Genomic DNA, 20,811 nt, shown 5'->3' with positions numbered 1-20,811 from the left:
AGATCGGTTGTTGTGCAGGCTGATTTCGTAGGCAGGCGCGGCGCCGACAGCGAAGTGCGGGCCTACTCGGCAGCGGCGCGGTAGGGGCGCAGCTCCTGGCGCTCGATATCGTGGAGCGCGTCGGCCACCGCTTCGAGGTCGCGGGCGGGCTCGGCACCATTCCGCGCGTGGTCGGCGACGGGCAGGAAATCTACCGCGAGCGGCTGTCGGTCGACGACGCGCTGACGCGGATCGAGACTCTTTACAAGCCCTATCATCGGGCGCTGCGGCGTTTGATCAACCGGGTGCACCAGATCTTTGGCGCGGTCGTGGTGGTCGACTGCCATTCGATGCCGTCGATCGGCGTCTCGCGCGATGAACCGCGGCGGCCGGATGTCGTGATCGGCGACCGCTACGGCACGAGTTGCGCGCCGCTGCTGCCCGACCGGGTCGAGGCGACCATGAGCCAGCTCGGCTATTCGGTCGGCCGCAACAAGCCCTATGCCGGCGGCTTCATTACCGAGCATTACGGCAATCCGGCCTCGGGACTGCACACCATCCAGCTCGAACTCAACCGTGCGATCTACATGGACGAACGCCGGCGCGAACGCAGCGCGGGCTTTGCGCGGGTGGCGGCCGATTTCGTAACGCTGGCGGAAGCGCTGGCCGCGGCGCCGCTCGGCGACCTCGGCCCGTTCCAGGCGGCGGCGGAGTAGCGCGCGTTGTATACACGCCAGTCTTTTCGAGGCACGCGTCGGCGCGAAGGCCGAGGATGCCGCCTAAAGAAGAATCATGTCTCAAGAAAAAAGGGCCGCTTGAGTAAACAAGCGGCCCAAGTCTAGGGAGGAAACGCCCAAGGAGGGCAGCGATAGCGCGAGGCGCTACCGCACCGCAACAATATGCGACCGCGCTGCACAAAGCGCAAGAGGTTTTCATGCATATCCAGTGCAAAACCTCATTCGGTCCGGGGGCGGGACAAAAAAGTCACATCTGGATATTTTCTACAGCTATTTCAATATATTAGGATCATACCAGCCCACGGATCGGCGTGATGCGAGAGCCCTTTTGCCCCACCTCTCGAATTCGTGATCGATCTTGTCATCAGAAAATACACGGCTGCGCGCGGTGATTCGGGGGAACGAAAATGCGCCAATGCGGGCGGGATAGATATCGGTTTCCGGTGCGCGATCGGCAGGATTGAGCTAGGCAAGAGCCTTAAAAACTCTCCTCCCCGCGCACCCCTTTCCAAGGAACCGCCGTGACGGTCATCGATTTCACAGCCTTCATCGGCCGGCTTGCGACCTCGTCGGGAGAAACCATCCTGCCGTTCTTCCGGACCTCGCTCTCGATCGACAACAAAAGCACCAGCCATGATTTCGATCCGGTGACGGAAGCCGACCGCGCCGCGGAAGCGGTGATGCGGCGGCTGATCAAGGCCAATTTCCCCCAGCACGGCATCGTCGGGGAGGAATTCGGCAATGAGCGCGAGGACGCCGAATATGTCTGGGTGCTGGACCCGATCGACGGCACCAAATCCTTCATCGCCGGTTTTCCGATCTGGGGCACGCTGATCGCGCTGTTGCACCAGGGCACGCCGGTGTTCGGCATGATGCACCAGCCTTTCATCGGCGAGCGCTTTTCCGGGGACAGCGGCTCGGCGCATTACCGCGGCCCCTCCGGCGAACGCAAACTGGCGGTGCGCCGCTGTGCCTCGCTGAAGGAGGCGACCTCGTTCACGACCAGTCCGCTATTGATGAACGCCGCCGACCGCGCCGCTTTCGGCCGCATCGAGCAGGCGGTGCGGCTGACGCGTTACGGCGGCGACTGCTATTCCTACTGCATGCTGGCGGCGGGCCATCTCGATCTCGTGGTCGAGACCGAACTAAAGCCCTACGACATCGCGGCATTGATACCGATCATCACTGGCGCCGGCGGCGTCGTCACCACCTGGGAAGGCAAGCCGGCGCAGAGCGGCGGCCGCATCGTCGCCGCCGGCGATCCGCGCGTGCATGAGGCGGCGATCAAGCTGCTGAACAGCTAATCGCTAGCGATCGAGCAGCCGGCCGCGCAGTTCATCGAACGGGATCATGACGTGTTCGCGATAGGCCGCCCGCTGCCGCAGCGTGCGATACCAGCGCTCGACCAGCGGCAGATGCGGCCGATCGATCTCGAGTTCGAAGTAACGGTACAGCGAGGTGCCGGCGGTGATGTCGGCGAGCGAAAGTTCCTCGCCCAGCAGGAAGCTCCGGCCCTCGAGCAACCGCTCCAGCTTTTCGAAATCGACGACGCAGCGCGCCAGCGCGGACCGAATCACCGGCCAGTTTCGCTCGTCCTCGGGCGTGCGAAAGAATCCCCAGAACACCCCGATCAGGAAATCCGGCTGCAGCGCGGTCTGCGACCAGTCCATCCAGCCGTCGACGCGCGCCCGCGCCGCCGGATCGTCGGACCAGAAGCGGCCCGCGCCATGGCGGGCGGCGAGATAGCGCAGGATGGCGTGCGATTCCCAGACCGTCGCATCGCCGTCTTGAATGACCGGAACGCGGCCGTGCGGATTCATCGCGAGGTACGCCGGCGCATCGAGCCCGCCGAAATCGCCACCGGCGTCAATATGTTCGTGGGCAAGCCCAAGCTCCCCCACCAGCCACATCACCTTCTGGACGTTGAACGAACTCCGCCTGCCCCAGACCTTCAGCATTTTGTCCCTCTCGGCATTTCGAAATTGCCCGCTATTGTGCCACGGTACGAAAAAAAGCGCGGCCCATCATCGTTCGGGGCGCGCGCAGGGAGGATGGCATGAAGGTTCGGGCGGCGCTTGCATCCGCGTTGTTGCTGCTGTGGCCGGCATTGGGTCAGGCGGAGGATTTTCCAGCCAGGTCGATCCGGCTGATCGTGCCGTTCCCGCCCGGCGGCCCCAACGACATCATCGCCCGCGTGATCGGCCAGCGCATGTCGGAACTGATGAAACAGCCGGTCGTGATCGACAATCGCGGCGGCCAGGGCGGCGTGCTCGGAACCGATGCGGTGGCAAAGGCCAATCCCGACGGCTACACCATCGGCATCGTGAGCGCGGGCGCGCTCGCGATCAGCCCCACCATGGAAAACGTGAACTACGACCCGCTGAAGGATCTGCAGCCGGTCACGCTGGTCGCGAAAGTCCCGGAGATGCTGGTGGTTGCGAGCAACGTTCCCGCCAGCAACATGAAGGAGCTGGTGGCGCTGGCCAAAGCCCAGCCCGGCAAACTCAATTTTGCCTCGACCGGTCCCGGCGGCCTGCCGCATCTTGCCGGCGAACTGTTCAAGCTGAGCGCGAAGATCGACATCGTCCACGTGCCTTATCGGGGCGCCGCGCCCGCCGTCAACGATCTGCTCGGACAGCAGGTTCAGATGACCTTCCTCGATCTGCCCATCCTGCTGCCGCAGATCAAGGCCGGCAGCCTGAAGGCGATCGCGATCGGTTCCCCGCAACGCGCCCCGACCGCGATGGACGTGCCGACGACGGCGGAAGTCGGGATGCCGGAGGTGCTGGCCGAGAATTGGTACGGCATGGTGGCGCCCGGGGCCACGCCGCCGGCCATCATCGCCGCCCTGAACAAAATCGCGACCGAGGCTATACGCGATCCCGCGGTCAAGGAAAAGCTCGCCAGTCAGGGGCTGGAACTGATTGGCGATACGCCAGAGCATTTCCGCAATTTCATCGAAGCCGAATCGGCGAAATGGGCGAAAGTGATAAGAGACGCCCACATCCCGACCGAGAAATAAATTTTTCGACAGCCTCTCCATTTTCGTCATGCCCGGGCATAGCCGTCTGAAGGACGGCGTCGCTTCCGCTCGCCTATGTCCCGGGCATCCACGTCTTTGCTATTGCAACTAAGCAAGACGTGGATGGCCGGGACAAGCCCGGCCATGACGAACGTCGGTTATGACGCGCCTACTGTGCCGCCTTGCGCAGATGCTCCACCAGCAGCTTCGCCGGGCGCGGCAGCGTCTTGAAGCTGCGGGCGCAGATCGCGAGACTTCGGTTGGCCCACGCGTCGCGGATCCGGATCATCGCGATCGGCATCGTCCCGGCGCAGCGCCGCGCCGCGGCTTCCGGAACCACGGCCATGCCGACGCCGGCCGCCACCATCTGGCAGATCGCGTCGAAATCCCGCAGCCGCGCCCGGAACCGCAGCCGCACGCCAAGCCGGGCGGCATGCCTTGCGATGTGGCTCTGAAGCGCGGTGGTACTGGTCAGCCCGACGAAGTCACAGCCGGCGAGCGCCTGGAAGTCGATCTGGCGGCGGCCGGAAAACTCGCCGTGCCGCGGCGCGACCAGCATCAGCCGGTCCTCGCTGAACGCGAACCGCTCCATGTGATCCGGCAGCGCGTGCTCGGCGGCGAAGCCGAGATCGGCGGCGCCGGTTGCGATCGCCGCCGCGATATCGGCGCTCTCGCGCTCCTCGACATCGACGCTGATGTCGGGATGCTCGCGCAAGAATGCCGCCAGCGCCTTCGGCAGATGTTCCGATAGCCCCGAGGTGTTGGCGAGCAGGTACACGCTGGCCTTGGCGCCGCCGGCATAGGCCGCAAGATCGCCGCGCATCGCCTCTACATTGTGGAGGATGATGCGGGCATGCGCGAGCAGGCTTTCGCCTGCCGCGGTCGGCTCGATGCCGCGGCGACCGCGCTTGACGAGTGCTGAGCCAAGCGCGGCTTCCAGGCCCTTGATCCGCGCGCTCGCCGAGGCCAGCGCCAGATGAACGCGGTCCGCGCCGGCGGTGATGCTGCCGCCATCGGCCACCGCGACGAACAGCTGGAGATCGACCAGGTCGAAACGCATGGTGCTTTTCCTCGAGCATGATCCAAAAAGCCGTCATTGCGAGCCAACGGGTCGGCGCAAAGCGCCGCCCGATGACAGGCTCCGCGAAGCAATTCATCGGACAGCGAAAGAAGTGTGGATTGCTTCGTCGCTTCGCTCCTCGCAATGACGGCAACAGCCTTCGTCAAGGCCGAAGGCTTGCTCCGTAACCTCCAGATTGTGCCCTTGGCCGCGATCGGTCAATGTGCCCGACATGTCCGACCCTCTCCTCATTTTCATCGCCGCGGCGTTCCTGCTCGCGGGCTTCATCAAAGGCGTGGTCGGGCTCGGCCTGCCGACGGTGGCGATGGGCCTGCTCGCGGTCACCATGCCGCCATCGCGCGCGCTCGCCATCGTCATCGTGCCCGCCATCGTCACCAATATCTGGCAGACTTTTGCCGGCCCCTACTTTCGCGACATCGTCCGGCGGCTATGGCCGCTGATGATCGGCACGGTGATCGGCATCTGGCTGAACGCAGGCATGCTGACCGGCCCCTATGCGCATTATGGACCGATCGTGCTCGGGGTGATGCTGGTGATCTACGCGATCACGGGCTTGTACAAGTTCAGCTTCAAGGTGGCCCCGCGCGACGAGAAATGGATCGGCGGCCTGGTCGGCGTCGTCACCGGCGTCATTTCCGCCGCCACCGGCGTGCAGGTCATCCCCTCAATGCCGTTCATCCAGGCGATCGGCATGGAAAAGGACGAGATGGTGCAGGCGCTCGGCGTGTTTTTCACGGTCGCCACCGTGGCGCTGGCATTCAATCTCACCAGCGCCGGGCTGCTTGGCGCCGCGACCGCGCTGCCGGGCGCGATCGCCATGGCCTGCTCCTTTGCCGGCATGTTCATAGGGCAATTGGTGCGCTCGCGGATGCAGCCCGAAGCGTTCCGCCGCTGGTTCCTGATCGCGATGATCCTGCTCGGGATCTATCTGGTCGCAAGTGCGGTCTATGGTTCCGTCTCGTCATGACTCCGTCATCATCGGGCCAGCCGACGACGCCGCAGCGGGGCGGTTCTTAAACGTTGGCGTGCCTCAAGATATAATATCAATCTAAGCGGGATTTTTCGCACGCTGCCGGCGCAACTTTCAGCGGCATCTCGCCGCTTCGCGCCGACTTGTCCGGAACCGCGGCAGTGTGTTTTAAATTCATTGGACTTGGTCAGCCGACCGCGTAGCGTGGTATTTGCCGGGTTGGGGACACACGGGACACAGCTGATGGAGAGACGCCTCGCAGCCATTGTGTGCGCTGACGTCGCCGGCTACGCACGCATGATGGGCGCCGACGAGGCCGGCACCCACGCCGCCTTCAAGGCCCATCGAAGCGCGATCTACCCGATCATCCTCAATCACGGCGGCCGGATAGTGAAGAATACCGGCGACGGTTTCCTGCTGGAATTTCCGAGCATCGTCGGCGCCATCGAGGCCGCCACCGCAATGCAGGCGCTGATGGCGGAACGCAACAACCAACTGCCCGCGGACCGGATGATGCTGTTCCGCCTCGGCGTCCACATGGGGGACGTGATCTCCGACGAGGACGAAGTATTCGGCGACGGCGTCAACATCGCGGTGCGTCTCGAAGCAGTCGCGCCTCCCGGCGGCGTCGCGGTCTCGGCCAAGGCCTACCAGGAGGCGGGCAAGCATCTCAGCGTCACCCTGGTCGACGCCGGCAGTCACCGTTTCAAGAACATCGAGGAGACGATCAACGTCTGGAACTGGCAGCCGGGCGGTTCCGACGCCCGCGGCCGCGAGCCGAGGAGCGCATCCAGCCTGCCGGCGCAATACCGGACCGCGATCGTGGGCGTGCTGCCGTTCAGCAATCTCAGCGACAGCGCCGACGAATATTTTTCCGACGGGCTCAGCGAGGATCTGATCTACGCGCTGTCGCTGCAGTCGTTCTTCAGGGTGCTGAGCCGAAGCGCGACTTTCGAGTTCAAGGGCAAGAACCTCGGCGCGCGCCTGATCGCGCGCGAAATCGACGCGACCTATCTGATCCAGGGTTCGGTGCGGCGCGCGGGAAGCAAGCTTCGCGTCACCGCCGAACTGATCGCCGCCGAGAACGGCGAGCAATTGTGGACCGGACGATACGACCGCGACATCGGCGACCTGTTCGCGATGCAGGATGAAATCACCACCCATCTGTGCGCCGCATTGGCGCCGGAAATCTATCGCGCGGAAGCATCCATGCCGGCGCGGTCGTTGGCCACCGACCTGACCGCGTGGGATCGGTTCCTGCGGGGGCTGTCGCACTACTACAAGCCGACCAAGCGAGACTACGAAATCTCGATCGGATTGCTGCGGGAGGCCATCGCGCTCGATCCGGCGCTTTCGATTGCACGCGCCTATCTCGGCACCATGCTGGTGCAGGGGGTGCAGTTCGGCTGGATCAAGAGCACGAGGGAGTTGTGGAGCGAGGCAATGAGCCTGGCGGAAAGCAGTGTCCGACTCGATCCGCGTTCATCGTTCGCATTCGGGCTTTTGGCCTATGTGCAGGCGATGCAGGGCAATTACGACGCCGCCATGAACGCCGCAGGAAAGGCAGTCGAACTCAACCCCTACGACATGGGTGTGCGCGGCGTTCTCGGAGTATGCCATTTCGTCAGCGGCGAGCATCGGGAGGCGATCGAACAGCTTTCCACGGCTTTCCAGCGCGGCAACAGCGACCCCCGATTCCAGTGGCCGGCGCTGAACGCCTTCAGCCATTATCTGCTAGGACAATATGACGCATCATTGTCCTGGGCGCGCGAAGCGCTGTATTTGAATCCCAATCATCTCCAGGTGCTGGCCGTGCGGGCGGCAGCGTTGGCGCAACTCGGACGAACCGAAGATGCGGCCCGGGCGACCGAAGTCCTGATGACGAGCTTTCCGGGATTGACGGTCGAACGGCACTTGAGGAATTTCCGCTGGAAGCTTGCCGCCGACACCGCTCACTATCGCGACGGACTTTTGAAAGCCGGCGTGCCGTCGATTTCCAGCGCCGCCGTCGATTCGGCGTCAAAACAGTACCTCGGCGAGCCGGCGTCCGGGGAGGATTAGCAAGTAGCCGGGCGTTCGGTTGACACCGGCGCGAATTCCGCCAAAACTCCGGCACATCCTGAAGTTGGCGCTGCCGCCGAATTCGCTTTTCGAGCTTCATCCTCTTTATATCGTCGCGAGCGACTTTCATAATCCGGTTTCTTGATTCGATGTTGGTGAGGATTTGCCTTCATGCAAAGTGACAGCGCCGGGACCGGTTCAAGCGGGACGCCCGGACAGATTCCGGTTTCGCCCAACAATCCCTGCCCCTTCCTGCGCGCACTGGTGGCGGGCGGCTTCGTCAGCGGCCACGTCGTGCCGCTGGCCACGCTTTGCCGGATGGTCGAGGCCGCGAGCGGCGAAACGGGGCTGAAGAAAAAGATCGTGGGCATCAAGACCTGCATGGTCGCCCTGATCGCCAATGGTCTCAGTCCGCTGCGCCTGTGGCGGAGCTGGCGTTCGGGAGCCGTGCTGGACGAACTGCGCAACGGTCCGCTCGACAAGCACGGCGTAGGCTCCCGCATCCTCGGCGTCGACGGCCAGGTGAACGAGGCGGAAATCGAACGTCTCGCGGGCTTCGGCCAGCTCTGCAAGGATCCCTGCGGCGGAACCGAGCGCGGGCTGACCTCGCCGGAAATCACGACCTACATGCGAGCGAATTTCGACCGCGCCAAGGATAACCGGCGCTGGTACGACCCGATCTTGATGAAGGGCGAATGGCCGGTCCTGCTCGACATCATGGGCAAGAGCGAAGGCCAGCGACGCTATCTCAGCGCGGCGGAAGTCAGCACGCTGTTCAACGAGCGCCGGCTGCCCGAGCGGATCGTGGAAAGGCTGGCTTCTGCGCCGGCGCCCGCCACGGGGCTCGTGCGCGTGGCCGGCAAGGTCGCGTGGGGCCTGGCTGCGCTGGCCGGCGTCGCCATCGTGTTGCTTGTCGTGGTAGCCGAGTTTCCCAATCAGCTCGGGAAAATCCTTCCGCAGAAGATCGCGGATTTGCTGCCGCCTCCCTTGCCGGACCTTCCCTCGATCACGGAGGCGCATTGGCTCGACCAGAACTGGTCGCTGGAGGACCGGCACTGGTTCCACCATGCAACCCAGGGCACGATGACTTTCCCCGTGCCCTATGACTGGTTTGTGGCGCTGGAACAGCCGGGAATTCACCTGATCACCCGGCCCGGCCTGTTCAAGGACAGCGGCTATCTGGAGCGATTCGGATTCCTGCCAAGCCCAAAGACTATCCATACCGACCAGGCGACCTTGCAGCGCTATGGTTACTACCCGACCGACGCGAAGACCGAGCCGGCGCCTGAGACGGTCACGGGTTTGAAGTTGAAACCAACCCCGGTCGAGAATTTCGACGGCCTGCCGGTCGGTTTCGCGCGGATGAGCGGCGCCAAGAATCCTGCAACCGGTGAGCCCGAACCCGACATGATCGGACTGACCTGCGCGGCCTGCCACACCGGACATATCAACTACAAGGGTGTGAGCGTGCGCTTCGACGGCGGCCCAAGCATGGTCGATCTTTTGAAACTCGAACGCGCGACCGGCCTCGCAATTGCGACCACGCGCTACTTGCCCACCCGGTTCAAGCGCTTCGCGAACCGCGTGCTCGGTCGCAATGCGACTTCGGCACAGCGCGACGAACTCAAGAAAGGCCTGTCGCAGACCTGGGACGTCGTGTTGGGCCAGGTCAAAGCGCTGGAGAAATCGCTCAACGACAAGCACCAGCAGGACACCGAAGAAGGCTATGGACGGCTGGACGCGCTGAACCGGATCGGCAATCAGGTTTTCGCGACCGACATGGCGCTGAGCGGTGTCCCGGGATTCGACAAGAATCTGGTGGCCAGGAACGCGCCGGTGAGTTTTCCGCCGATCTGGACCGTGCCGTGGCTGTTGTGGGCGCAATACGACGCCTCGATCGAACAGCCTTTGATCCGCAACGCCGGCGAGGCGCTCGGGGTTTCGGCGCTGCTCAATTTCTCGCCCGACGCTCCCCGGGACACGCTGTTCCGCTCGTCGGTCGAGACCGCGAACCTCATTCGCATCGAAGACATGCTGCGCGGCGCCAATCCTCCCGGCCCAAATCGGAAGAGTTTTGGCGGGCTGCAATCGCCGAAATGGCCGGCGGCGATATTCCCCAACGATACGGCGTGGAAGATCGATCCGGCGCGGGTCGTGAAGGGCCGAGCGCTCTATGGCGAAATCTGCTTCGAGTGCCACCTCGGGCCGGTCGATGACCCCCTCTTCGACGCGCAATTTCCGGACGAGAGCATCTGGAAGCCGGAGCACTGGGACGAGACCATGGGGCCGGCGCTAAAACCGGTGCAGAAATCTGTGATCGGCATGGGCACGGATCCGGCGCAAGCGGAGGTGCTTGGATTCCGCAAGGTTGCCGTTCCCGGCTTCCTGGACATCCAGCCGGCGCGTGACCTCGGCAAGGCCTGGGGTTGCACATCCATGCCCGATCCCTCGAGCTATTCCTCGACAGACATGCCATATTCGATCGCTCTGATGACGGTTGTCGATCTGGTCGGCCGGAAATGGATGGATGATCTGTCCATGACGAGCGAGGATCAGAAGGCCGTTTGGGGGCCGCGAAAGAATTGTCCCAATGACTGGAAGAACTCCGAATATCCGGCAAAGAGCTCTCCAGCTGACGCGAAGAAACAGCCGGACGACGGAAACCTGTCCTATCGCGCACGCCCGCTGAACGGCGTCTGGGCGACCGCACCCTACCTTCACAATGGTTCGGTCCCCTCGCTCTGGTGGATGTTGATGCCCCAGGCAGAGCGTCCGAAACAATTCTGCATGGGATTCCGCGACTTCGATCCGCAGCAGGTCGGCTTCCACGTCGAGGCCAATGAAGCGCCGAAGTGCAAGACCGGCGAGACCCTGTTCTCGACGGCCGATTCCGGCGGACCGATCCAGGGCAACAGCAATCTCGGCCACTCGCTGGAGGCAAAGCCCGGCGAGGGTGCGCACGAACACAAAAACGGGGTGATCGGGCGACTGCTGAGCGATGAGGAACGCCTCAACCTCATTGAATATCTGAAGACGCTGTGAGGGCCCGCGAAACCTTCGCTTGCGTGCCCTCTCACCCGAACAGCGGCGTGCCGGGCACGAAGGCGTCGAACGCCGCCCAGAATTGGGCGCGGTAGCGGTCCTGCTCCTGCAGGATTTCGTGCTTGGCGCCGGCAATCACGAGATGCGAGCCGGCGCGCAGATGATAGGCGAATTCCTCGATCGCAGGCGTCGAGACGATGGTGTCGTTGGAGGCCGCCAGCATCAGGATCGGCTGGCGGATCTGCGAGGGATAATCGGCGGCGCGAAAGCCGTGCATGGCGCGGGACGCGGTATCGGCCCAGGCCACCGTCGGCGAGCCGATGCCGAGCGTGGGATCCTCCTCCAGGATCGCGGCGTTGCGGGCGTAGCGCACGGGGTCGCTGGTCAGAGGATTGTTGACGAAGGTGTCCGCACCGGTCAGCGCGTCGCTGCCGCCGGGAATGTAGCGGCCGCCCTGGCCGGCCAGCCGCAACACCCGCAACAGCGCGCGCGCCGGAAACGAGGTGCGGTGCCCCGGCAGGTCGATCATCGGCGCCGACAGCACCATGCGGTCGAACCAGCGTTTTCCCGCATGCGCGACCCGCAGCATCACGGCGCCGCCCATCGAATGCGCCAGCGCGAAATGCGGCGGCGGGCAATCCGGCAGCACCACCTGCTGCACGAAGGTCTCGACATCGATCTCGAAGTCGGAGAAATCGCGCACATAGCCCTTGCGCGGATCACGCAGCCGCCGCGACGAATGGCCCTGGCCGCGCCAGTCGATCATCGCCACCGCAAAGCCGCGGTCGCGCAGATCGCGCACGGTCTCGAAATATTTCTCGATCTGCTCGGCGCGGCCGGTGAAGACGCAGACCGTGCCCTTGCGGCCGGCAGGCGGCGCCCAGCGCGCAAACCGCAATTCGGCGCCGTCAGGCGTCTTGATGGTGCCGGTGACGAAATCCTCCGGGACCGGATTGGCGGGGATCGAGACGAGCGTCATGGGCGGCGGACCGGCTAGGAAAAAGGGGCTGGAAATCAAGGGTGGGAACGCGAAAAAAGCAGGCGTTCCCCGCTTCTTGAACGCGTGATCGCCCCTCCCATATCACCATCGTGCAGGCCGCTACCAGCGTTTCGGAAAACCGGACCGCCGGGGCTGCACGAAAGCCCGGCCCGATGGCGGGCGGGTTCATTCAACAGTCGCTCAATGGAGGACTTCACCATGCGTACTTACGATCTCACCCCCTTCTACCGTTCCACCGTCGGCTTCGACCGGCTGTTTTCGCTGCTCGACCGCGCCACCCCCGATGGCAGCCCCGGCTATCCGCCGTACAATATCGAGCGCACCGGCGAGAACGGCTATCGCATCACGGTTGCGGTCTCCGGCTTCGCGCAAAACGAGCTTTCCATCGTCGCCAAGGAAAACACCCTTGTCATCAAGGGCGAGAAAACCGCCAATGAGAATGACAAGCAGGGCGAGGTGCTCTATCGCGGCATCGCCGCGCGCGCCTTCGAACGCGCCTTCCAGCTCGCCGATTTCGTGGCGGTGAAGAACGCTTCGCTCGAGAACGGCCTGCTGCATGTCGATCTCGTCCGCGAGATCCCCGAGGCCAAGAAGCCCCGCAGCATTCCGATTTCCACAGGCACTCAGGCGCCTCAGGTCGAGGCTTCGACCGAAAAGGCCGCCGCGTAAGCTTGCGCTCTGTCGGCGAATACGAAAACGCCCCGGGCAACCGGGGCGTTTTTTTGTAACTATTGTTCGCGTCATTCCGGGGCGAGGCAAAGCCTCGAACCCGGAATCTAGAGGCAACCAGGACGAGATTCCGGGTTCGCGCTTCGCGCGCCCCGGAATGACACTACTAATCCAGCCCCTGCATCTTCGGCATCGGCTGTGTCGGCAGGATTTGCGGCGCGGCGGGCTTCGCCTGACCGACGGTGGCAGCAGGAGCCGGCGGCGCGTCGGCGGGTTTTGCCTGTACCGCCGCCGATTGCTGCGGCGCCGGTTCGGCAGGGGGCGCGGCTGCCAGCGGCTTGACGTCGCCGGCGTGCGGCGGCGCTGGTTTCGGCAGCGGCGGCACGACGGGCGCGCGGCTCGCCAGGTGCGGGATCGGAGCCGGCGGCCGCGGCCCGCCCCGGATCGGGCTTGGCGGCGGCGGAGACCCGGCTGGGCCGTAGACTTCCGGCATATCCCCACGGAAATTGTCGCCCATCCGGTAGGCGGGCATGAAGCGGAGGATTCGCCCGTTGCGGGCGTCGATCACCAGCCGCCCATCCTCGCCGCCGCGGTCGATCACCGCGATCGTGTAGACGAAGCCGCGCTGATGCGGGATTCCGAGCGGCGAAAATCCGTTGTCGCGGAGCACGGAGTAGACTTCCTGCGGCGGCAGCAGGCTCGGCCCGTAGTCGCGCCCGACCGGCCCCGCCTCGGGCATCGCCGCATAGGGCCCCTGGAAGTCGGAGACGACCGCATAGCGCGGCGCGCCGGCACCATAGGGCGCCACGCCCTGTGCATTGGCGGCCGAGGCCACAAAGACCAGGCCGGCTGAGATCATCCATCCTGTGAACTGCTTCATCGCGCCATTGCTCCTGCAACGCCGCCCCTTGGCCTGAAAGCTTCTCGCTCCTCATCCCCACGCGTAACTTCATTGCGGATTCCGGCGGACCTTGGGCCGGATCGCGGCGCGCCCATGTCGCCATCGCGGGCCAAAGCAAGCGACCGGCGACTTTCATGCGCTTGTGTGATAGAAAAAAATTTGGCATGGTCGGAGTTAGGACAGTATCACTGTCTCAATTGTGGGGCGAACCCGGCACAGGGATTGCAACGCAAACAAGGGCGTCGCGGCGCCAAAAGACAGCAGGCAGGGCCGTTCGTCGGGGACGCTGAACGCCCAGGCCTGAATTTAGGAAATCGCGGCTCGCGGAGGACGAGCGGTGGCCCGGTGGGTACCGCAAACGCCCAAGGTGCGCCGCAGGACGCGGTGAGGCTCAGCCTTATTTGAGAGGACTGAAGATGAGCGGGTCGGAGATCGAGCGCGAAACCATCGTGACAGATGCGCTATCGGCGGCCCCGGATTCGAAACCGGAGCAAGGCGCGCGCGAATTCAGCTGGCGGCCGCCGGCGGAAGGTCTTTACGACCCCTCGCTGGAAAAGGATTCCTGCGGCGTCGGCTTCATCGCCAACATCAAGGGCAAGAAGTCGCATCGGATCGTCTCCGACGCGCTCAGCATTCTCTGCAACCTCGAGCATCGCGGCGCGGTCGGCGCCGATCCGCGCGCCGGCGACGGCGCCGGCATCCTGGTGCAGATTCCGCACGCCTTCTTCGAGCGCAAGGCCGCCGAGATCGGCTTCCAGCTGCCGAAGCCCGGCGAATACGCGGTCGGCGCGCTGTTCATGCCGAGGGAGACGGCCTGGCGCAAGGTCATCAAGAGCATCATCGCCGACCAGATCAAGGCCGAAGGCCTGATGCTGCTCGGCTGGCGCGACGTGCCATCCGACAATTCCTCGCTCGGCGCGACCGTCAAGCCGACCGAGCCCGCGCACATGCAGGTGTTCATCGGCCGCAACGGCGCGGTGAAGACCGACGACGAGTTCGAGCGCAAGCTCTATATCCTGCGCAAATCGATCTCGCAGGCGATCTACCAGCGTCGCGACCGCGGCCTTGCCGGCTATTACCCGGTGTCGCTGTCGTGCCGCACCGTGGTCTACAAGGGCATGTTCCTCGCCGACCAGCTCGGCAAGTATTATCCCGACCTCTCGGAACCGGATTTCGAGAGCGCGCTGGCGCTGGTGCATCAGCGGTTCTCGACCAACACCTTCCCGGCCTGGTCGCTGGCGCATCCCTACCGGATGATCGCCCACAATGGCGAGATCAACACGCTGCGCGGCAACGTCAACTGGATGGCAGCGCGCCAGGCCTCGGTGCATTCGGAGCTCTACGGCAAGGACATCTCGAGGCTGTGGCCGATCTCCTATGAGGGACAGAGCGACACCGCCTGCTTCGACAACGGCCTCGAATTCCTGGTGCAGGGCGGCTACTCGCTGCCGCATGCCGTGATGATGATGATTCCGGAAGCCTGGTCCGGCAATCCGCTGATGGATGAAGAGCGCCGCGCGTTTTATGAATATCACGCCGCGATCATGGAGCCGTGGGACGGCCCCGCCGCGATCGCCTTCACCGACGGCCGCCAGATCGGCGCTACCCTCGACCGCAACGGCTTGCGCCCGGCGCGCTATCTCGTCACCTCCGACGACCGCATCGTGATGGCGTCGGAAATGGGTGTGCTGAAGATCCCCGAGGAGCACATCATCACCAAGTGGCGGCTGCAGCCCGGCAAGATGCTGCTGGTCGACCTCGAACAGGGCCGTCTCATTCCCGACGACGAGATCAAGGCGCAGCTTTCGAAGAGCCATCCCTATCGCGAGTGGCTCGACCGCACCCAGATCGTGCTGGAAGAATTGCCTGACGCCCCCACCAAGGGCATGCGTTCCAATCTGCCGCTGCTGGATCGGCAGCAGGCGTTCGGCTATTCGCAGGAAGACATCAACATCCTGATGACGCCGATGGCCTCCACCGGCGAAGAAGCCAACGGCTCGATGGGCAACGACACGCCGATCTCGGCGCTGTCGGACAAGCCGAAGCCGCTGTTCACCTATTTCAAGCAGAATTTCGCGCAGGTCACCAATCCGCCGATCGATCCGATCCGCGAGGAACTGGTGATGAGCCTGGTCTCGATCATCGGGCCGCGGCCGAACCTGTTCGACCTGCAGGGCGCGGCCGGCAACAAGCGGCTCGAAGTGCGCCAGCCGATCCTGACCGACGCGGACCTTGAGAAGATTCGCTCGATCTCTGACATCGCCGACACCCATTTCAAGTCGCGCACGCTCGACACCACCTTCCATGCCGGCCTCGGCGCGGCGGGACTGGAACAGGTGCTCGACGAACTCTGCGCGCGCGCCGAGGCCGCGGTGCGCGAGGGTATCAACATTATCATCCTGTCCGACCGCATGGCGGGCTCGGACCGGATTCCGATTCCCTCGCTGCTCGCCTGCGCCGCCGTGCATCATCATCTGATCCGCACCGGATTGCGGACGTCCGTAGGCATGGTCGTCGAATCCGGTGAGCCGCGCGAGGTGCATCACTTCGCCTGCCTTGCCGGCTACGGCGCCGAAGCGATCAATCCCTACCTGGCGTTCGAGACCATCATCGCGATGAAGGAGCGGCTGCCGGCGGCGCTCGACGATTACGAGATCGTCAAGCGCTACATCAAGTCGATCGGCAAGGGCCTCTTGAAGGTGATGTCGAAGATGGGGATCTCGACCTACCAGTCCTATTGCGGCGCGCAGATTTTCGACGCGGTCGGGCTGAAGGCGGATTTCGTCTCGAAATATTTTGTCGGCACCCACACCCGCATCGAGGGCGTGGGATTGGCCGAAATCGCCGAGGAAACCGCGCGCCGCCATGCCGATGCGTTCGGCGACGCCCCGGTCTACAAGAACGCGCTCGACGTCGGCGGCGAATATGCCTATCGCACCCGCGGCGAGGACCATGCATGGACCGCCGAGTCGGTCTCGACGCTGCAGCATGCCGTGCGCGGCAATTCGCTGGAGCGCTACCGGGCGTTCGCAAAGATCCTCAACGAGCAGTCCGAGCGGCTGCTCACCCTGCGCGGCCTGTTCAAGATCAAGACCGCCGAGGACGAGAAGCGCAAGCCCGTCAAGCTGGACGACGTCGAGCCGGCCAAGGACATCGTCAAGCGCTTCGCCACCGGCGCGATGAGTTTCGGCTCGATCTCGCGCGAGGCGCATACCACGCTGGCGATCGCGATGAACCGTATCGGCGGCAAGTCCAACACCGGCGAGGGCGGCGAGGAGAGCGACCGCTTCAAGCCGCTGCCGAACGGGGACAGCATGCGTTCGGCGATCAAGCAGGTCGCCTCGGGCCGCTTCGGCGTCACCACCGAATACCTCGTCAACGCCGACATGATGCAGATCAAGATGGCGCAGGGTGCGAAACCCGGCGAAGGCGGCCAATTGCCCGGCCACAAGGTTGACGCCACCATTGCGAAAGTGCGGCATTCGACGCCCGGCGTCGGCCTGATCTCGCCGCCGCCGCATCACGACATCTATTCGATCGAGGATCTGGCGCAGCTGATCTACGACCTCAAGAACGTCAATCCGGAGGGCCAGGTTTCGGTCAAGCTCGTCTCCGAAATCGGAGTCGGCACGGTGGCCGCGGGCGTCGCAAAAGCGCGCGCCGACCACGTCACCATCGCAGGATTCGAGGGCGGCACCGGCGCCTCGCCGCTCACCTCGATCAAGCATGCCGGTTCGCCCTGGGAAATCGGGTTGGCCGAAACCCACCAGACGCTGGTGCGCGAGCGGCTGCGCAGCCGCATCGTGGTGCAGGTCGACGGCGGCTTCCGCACCGGACGCGACGTCGTGATCGGCGCGCTGCTCGGCGCCGACGAGTTCGGCTTCGCCACCGCGCCACTGATTGCGGCCGGCTGCATCATGATGCGCAAGTGCCATCTCAACACCTGCCCCGTGGGAGTCGCGACCCAGGACCCGGTGCTGCGCAAGCGCTTTACCGGCCAGCCCGAGCATGTCATCAACTACTTCTTCTTCGTCGCCGAAGAAGTCCGCGAGATCATGGCTCAACTCGGCTACCGCACCTTCAACGAGATGATCGGCCAGACCCAGATGCTCGACCAGTCCACGCTGGTGGCGCACTGGAAGGCCAAGGGACTCGATTTCTCAAAATTGTTCGTGCGCCAGAAGGAAGAAAAGGGCCAGAAGATCTATCATTCGCAGGGCCAGAACCATCATCTGGAGGCCGTACTCGACCGCCGGCTGATCGAGAAGGCGCAAGCCTCGCTCGACCGCGGCGCGCCGGTAAAAATCGAGACGGAGATCAACAACACCGACCGCTCTGCGGGTGCGATGCTCTCGGGCAACGTGGCGAAGATCTACGGCCACGCCGGCCTGCCCCACGACACCATCCAGGTCGCCTTCAAGGGCACCGCGGGACAGGCGTTCGGCGCATGGCTCGCGCGCGGCGTCACCTTCGACCTCGAAGGCGAAGCCAACGACTATGTCGGCAAGGGACTGTCCGGCGGCCGCATCATCGTCAAGCCGCCGCGCCATTCCGCGATCGTGCCGGAGCAGTCGATCATCGTCGGCAACACCGTGATGTACGGCGCGATCGAGGGCGAATGCTATTTCCGCGGCATCGCCGGCGAACGTTTCGCGGTGCGCAACTCCGGCGCGGTGGCCGTGGTCGAGGGCGCCGGCGATCATTGCTGCGAATACATGACCGGCGGCATCGTGGTGGTGCTCGGCAAGACCGGACGCAATTTTGCCGCCGGCATGTCGGGCGGCGTCGCCTATGTGCTGGACGAGGCCGGCGACTTCCCGAAACTCTGCAACATGGCGATGGTCGAACTCGAGCCGGTGCTGTCGGAAGAGATGATCAACGAGAACGCCTACCATGCGCTGGGCGACCTCGAAGCCCATGGCCGGGTCGACGTGTTCGAGAACCTCTTGGAATCCGATATCGAGCGGCTGCACATCCTGATCACCCGCCATGCCAGGCTGACGGGATCGAAGCGCGCCGCCGATATCCTGGCCGATTGGAGAAAATACCTGCCGAAATTCCGCAAGGTGATGCCGGTGGAATACCGCCGCGCGCTGAGGGAATTGAAGGCCAACGCCGACGCCGAGCCGAAGATCGCGATCGGAGCGTGAGAGGAAATGCGTCATCCTGAGGTGCGAGCCGTCTTCGGCGAGCCTCGAAGGATGACACGGAATACCTGTGGCCGATCCTTCGAGGCGCGCAAGGGCGCGCACCTCAGGATGACGAGAGAGAGTAGGCGTCATTGCGGGGCGCGCGTGAGCCGCGAACCCGGAATCTCGCAAATCAATATCGAGATTCCGGGTCTGCGCCTGCGGCGCATCCCGGAATGACGTAACAGACGAGGCAGCGGTTCAGAGGCTTAAGGGTTAATGGGCAAGATTACAGGTTTTCTGGAGATCGACCGGCACGATCGCAAATACGCGCCCGTCCCCGAGCGCATCAGGAATTTTCGCGAGTTCGTCATTCCGCTCAGCGAAAAGGACACGCGCGACCAGGCCGCGCGCTGCATGAACTGCGGTATCCCCTATTGCCACGGCACCGGCGCGGTGGCGCCGGGCACGCCGGGCTGCCCGGTCAACAACCAGATTCCGGATTTCAACGATCTGGTCTACCAGGGCAGTTGGGAAGAAGCTTCGCGCAACCTGCACTCCACCAACAATTTTCCGGAGTTCACAGGCCGCATCTGCCCGGCGCCGTGCGAGGCCTCCTGCACGCTCAACATCGACGACAACCCCGTCACCATCAAGACAATAGAATGCGCCATCGTCGACCGCGCCTGGGACAATGGCTGGATCAAGCCGGAAGTCCCCTCCGCCAAAACCGGCAAGAAGGTCGCGGTGGTCGGCTCCGGCCCGGCGGGGATGGCTTGCGCGCAGCAGCTCGCGCGCGCCGGCCACGACGTGCATCTGTTCGAGCGCTGGGCCAAGGCCGGCGGCCTGCTGCGCTACGGCATTCCCGATTTCAAGATGGAGAAGCACGTCATCGACCGCCGCGTCGCGCAGATGGAGGCCGAGGGCGTCACCTTCCATTACGGCAGCCCGGTCGGCGGCACCGCGCCCGGCGCGATCGATCCGCGTGAGATGCTCAACGAATATGACGCGCTGGCGCTGACCGGCGGCGCCGAGGCGCCGCGCGATCTGCCGATCCCCGGCCGCGACCTCGCCGGCATCCACTTCGCGATGGATTTCCTTCCGCAGCAGAACCGCCGCGTCTCCAACGAGCCGCTGGGCGGGGTGCCGGACATCCTCGCCGGCGACAGGCATGTGGTCGTGATCGGCGGCGGCGACACCGGCTCGGACTGCATCGGCACCTCGTTCCGGCAGGGCGCCAAATCGGTGACCCAGCTCGAGATCATGCCGGCGCCGCCCGAGCACGAGAACAAGGGCCTGACCTGGCCGAACTGGCCGCTCAAGATGCGGACCTCGTCGAGCCAGGCCGAAGGCGCCGTGCGCGAGTTCGCCGTGCTGACGCAGAAGTTCACAGGCAGCGACGGCAAAGTGGCAAAACTTCATTGCGTCAAGGTCGACGACAAGTTCAAGCCGCTCCCCGGCACCGAGTTCGATCTCGACGCCGAGCTCGTGCTGCTCGCGATGGGCTTCGTCCATCCCGTGCACGAGGGTCTATTGAAGATGCTCGGCGTCGAGCTCGACCAGCGCGGCAACGTCCGCGCCAACCTGATCGACTACCAGACCTCGCGGCCGAACGTGTTCTCCGCCGGCGACATGCGCCGCGGCCAGTCGCTGGTGGTCTGGGCCATCCGCGAAGGCCGCCTCTGCGCGCAGGCGATCGATCGGTTCCTGATGGGGACGACGAACCTGCCGCGGTAAGGATCGCAGTCGACGCCGCACAATCGGGCGACGAGAACGCGAGGCCCGCGCCATAATCTTGGTGGCGTAACGCGATGATGCCATGTCCGCTTCGCTCACAAAGCGACCGAGATTGTGCGGCCGCGCAGTATGTCGCGAAGGGCCGGCAGAGGACATCAAAGCTTCTAGTGTGCCATCGCGATGTCACCCGACAATTGCTCGCGCCTTACGTCGATGCGTAGCATCACTACAACGATCGCGCCCACCAGCGCGCACCCCGCCAACAATAGAAGGCCCGCGGTAAAGTTGCCGGTCAAATCCTTTAAATAGCCCATCGCGTAAGGACCGGCGAAACCGGAAAGATTGCCGAGCGAATTGATCGCGGCGATGCCGGCGGCAGCCGATGCTCCCGTCAGGAAACTTGCCGGCAGCGGCCAGAACATCGGGGGCACCGCAGAGACGCCGATCTGTGCAAAGCAAAGCAACCCCATGACGATGACGGGG

The 20,811-nt window shown here is 64.3% G+C and carries 12 protein-coding genes and 2 pseudogenes; 9 read left to right on the top strand and 5 right to left on the bottom strand.

From position 1 onward, the window contains the following. Positions 1 to 137: 137 nt before the first annotated feature. Both VK804_RS07190 and hisN read left to right on the top strand, forming a co-directional pair. Positions 138 to 695, top strand: a pseudogene (locus VK804_RS07190) (N-formylglutamate amidohydrolase); the annotation flags it as partial. 542 nt (positions 696 to 1,237) lie between these two features. After that, positions 1,238 to 2,020, top strand: a complete 783-nt coding sequence (gene hisN, locus VK804_RS07185; protein ID WP_325369335.1) for a histidinol-phosphatase — start codon at positions 1,238 to 1,240, stop codon at positions 2,018 to 2,020. A gap of 3 nt (positions 2,021 to 2,023) precedes the next feature. On the opposite strand, the gene VK804_RS07180 is transcribed toward hisN, so the two are convergent. Continuing rightward, a complete protein-coding gene (locus VK804_RS07180) occupies positions 2,024 to 2,674 on the bottom strand; it encodes a glutathione S-transferase (protein WP_325369333.1) in 651 nt (216 codons plus the stop codon). A 98-nt stretch (positions 2,675 to 2,772) separates the two neighbouring features. On the opposite strand from VK804_RS07180, the gene VK804_RS07175 reads away from it, so the two are divergent. After that, complete coding sequence (locus VK804_RS07175) at positions 2,773 to 3,738, top strand: tripartite tricarboxylate transporter substrate binding protein (RefSeq protein ID WP_325369331.1); 966 nt, start codon at positions 2,773 to 2,775, stop codon at positions 3,736 to 3,738. A 169-nt stretch (positions 3,739 to 3,907) separates the two neighbouring features. Here the strand turns inward: VK804_RS07175 and VK804_RS07170 are convergent, their stop codons facing one another. After that, positions 3,908 to 4,798: a LysR family transcriptional regulator gene (locus VK804_RS07170; protein WP_325369329.1), complete on the bottom strand. Its 891-nt coding sequence runs from the start codon at positions 4,796 to 4,798 to the stop codon at positions 3,908 to 3,910. Between the two features lie 232 nt (positions 4,799 to 5,030). On the opposite strand from VK804_RS07170, the gene VK804_RS07165 reads away from it, so the two are divergent. The 3 genes from VK804_RS07165 (at position 5,031) to VK804_RS07155 (ending at position 10,892) form a co-directional block, all read left to right on the top strand. Next, positions 5,031 to 5,786, top strand: coding sequence for a sulfite exporter TauE/SafE family protein (locus VK804_RS07165; RefSeq protein WP_325369327.1), 756 nt, complete (start codon positions 5,031 to 5,033; stop codon positions 5,784 to 5,786). 246 nt (positions 5,787 to 6,032) lie between these two features. Continuing rightward, positions 6,033 to 7,850 (top strand): adenylate/guanylate cyclase domain-containing protein, encoded by a 1,818-nt coding sequence (locus tag VK804_RS07160; RefSeq protein ID WP_325369325.1) that lies wholly within the window; start codon positions 6,033 to 6,035, stop codon positions 7,848 to 7,850. 171 nt (positions 7,851 to 8,021) lie between these two features. Then, positions 8,022 to 10,892 carry a di-heme-cytochrome C peroxidase gene (locus tag VK804_RS07155; protein ID WP_325369323.1) on the top strand — a complete coding sequence of 957 codons (2,871 nt, stop codon included), beginning with the start codon at positions 8,022 to 8,024 and terminating at the stop codon, positions 10,890 to 10,892. Positions 10,893 to 10,923: 31 nt separating this feature from the next. On the opposite strand, the gene VK804_RS07150 is transcribed toward VK804_RS07155, so the two are convergent. Then, the gene (locus tag VK804_RS07150) at positions 10,924 to 11,871 is read right to left on the bottom strand and encodes an alpha/beta hydrolase (RefSeq protein ID WP_325369321.1); all 948 of its coding nucleotides are present in this window, start codon (positions 11,869 to 11,871) and stop codon (positions 10,924 to 10,926) included. A 219-nt stretch (positions 11,872 to 12,090) separates the two neighbouring features. Between VK804_RS07150 and VK804_RS07145 the strand changes: the two genes are divergently transcribed. Further along, entirely contained in the window at positions 12,091 to 12,561 is a 471-nt protein-coding gene (locus VK804_RS07145) for an Hsp20 family protein (RefSeq protein ID WP_325369319.1), read from the top strand. A gap of 166 nt (positions 12,562 to 12,727) precedes the next feature. Here the strand turns inward: VK804_RS07145 and VK804_RS07140 are convergent, their stop codons facing one another. Then, positions 12,728 to 13,441: a hypothetical protein gene (locus VK804_RS07140; RefSeq protein WP_325369317.1), complete on the bottom strand. Its 714-nt coding sequence runs from the start codon at positions 13,439 to 13,441 to the stop codon at positions 12,728 to 12,730. 437 nt (positions 13,442 to 13,878) lie between these two features. Between VK804_RS07140 and gltB the strand changes: the two genes are divergently transcribed. Then, complete coding sequence (gene gltB, locus VK804_RS07135; protein ID WP_325369315.1) at positions 13,879 to 18,612, top strand: glutamate synthase large subunit; 4,734 nt, start codon at positions 13,879 to 13,881, stop codon at positions 18,610 to 18,612. A gap of 258 nt (positions 18,613 to 18,870) precedes the next feature. After that, on the top strand, positions 18,871 to 20,328 hold the full coding sequence (locus VK804_RS07130) for a glutamate synthase subunit beta (protein WP_325369313.1): 1,458 nt from the start codon (positions 18,871 to 18,873) through the stop codon (positions 20,326 to 20,328). 164 nt (positions 20,329 to 20,492) lie between these two features. Here the strand turns inward: VK804_RS07130 and VK804_RS07125 are convergent. After that, positions 20,493 to 20,811, bottom strand: a pseudogene (locus VK804_RS07125) (MFS transporter); the annotation flags it as partial.

This window comes from Bradyrhizobium sp., assembly GCF_035484855.1.
Lineage (GTDB): Bacteria > Pseudomonadota > Alphaproteobacteria > Rhizobiales > Xanthobacteraceae > Bradyrhizobium.
The sequence above is the reverse complement of the archived record's forward strand: the minus strand, read 5'-3'. Positions and strand labels throughout refer to the sequence as shown.

Excerpts from the sequence above, each read along its gene's own strand:
- gltB (WP_325369315.1), top strand. The coding sequence starts at position 13,879 with ATGAGCGGGTCGGAGATCGAGCGCGAAACCATCGTGACAGATGCGCTA.
- VK804_RS07180 (WP_325369333.1), bottom strand. The coding sequence starts at position 2,674 with ATGCTGAAGGTCTGGGGCAGGCGGAGTTCGTTCAACGTCCAGAAGGTG.
- VK804_RS07145 (WP_325369319.1), top strand. The coding sequence starts at position 12,091 with ATGCGTACTTACGATCTCACCCCCTTCTACCGTTCCACCGTCGGCTTC.
- VK804_RS07155 (WP_325369323.1), top strand. The coding sequence starts at position 8,022 with ATGCAAAGTGACAGCGCCGGGACCGGTTCAAGCGGGACGCCCGGACAG.
- VK804_RS07170 (WP_325369329.1), bottom strand. The coding sequence starts at position 4,798 with ATGCGTTTCGACCTGGTCGATCTCCAGCTGTTCGTCGCGGTGGCCGAT.
- VK804_RS07175 (WP_325369331.1), top strand. The coding sequence starts at position 2,773 with ATGAAGGTTCGGGCGGCGCTTGCATCCGCGTTGTTGCTGCTGTGGCCG.
- VK804_RS07160 (WP_325369325.1), top strand. The coding sequence starts at position 6,033 with ATGGAGAGACGCCTCGCAGCCATTGTGTGCGCTGACGTCGCCGGCTAC.
- VK804_RS07140 (WP_325369317.1), bottom strand. The coding sequence starts at position 13,441 with ATGAAGCAGTTCACAGGATGGATGATCTCAGCCGGCCTGGTCTTTGTG.
- VK804_RS07165 (WP_325369327.1), top strand. The coding sequence starts at position 5,031 with ATGTCCGACCCTCTCCTCATTTTCATCGCCGCGGCGTTCCTGCTCGCG.
- VK804_RS07150 (WP_325369321.1), bottom strand. The coding sequence starts at position 11,871 with ATGACGCTCGTCTCGATCCCCGCCAATCCGGTCCCGGAGGATTTCGTC.
- VK804_RS07130 (WP_325369313.1), top strand. The coding sequence starts at position 18,871 with ATGGGCAAGATTACAGGTTTTCTGGAGATCGACCGGCACGATCGCAAA.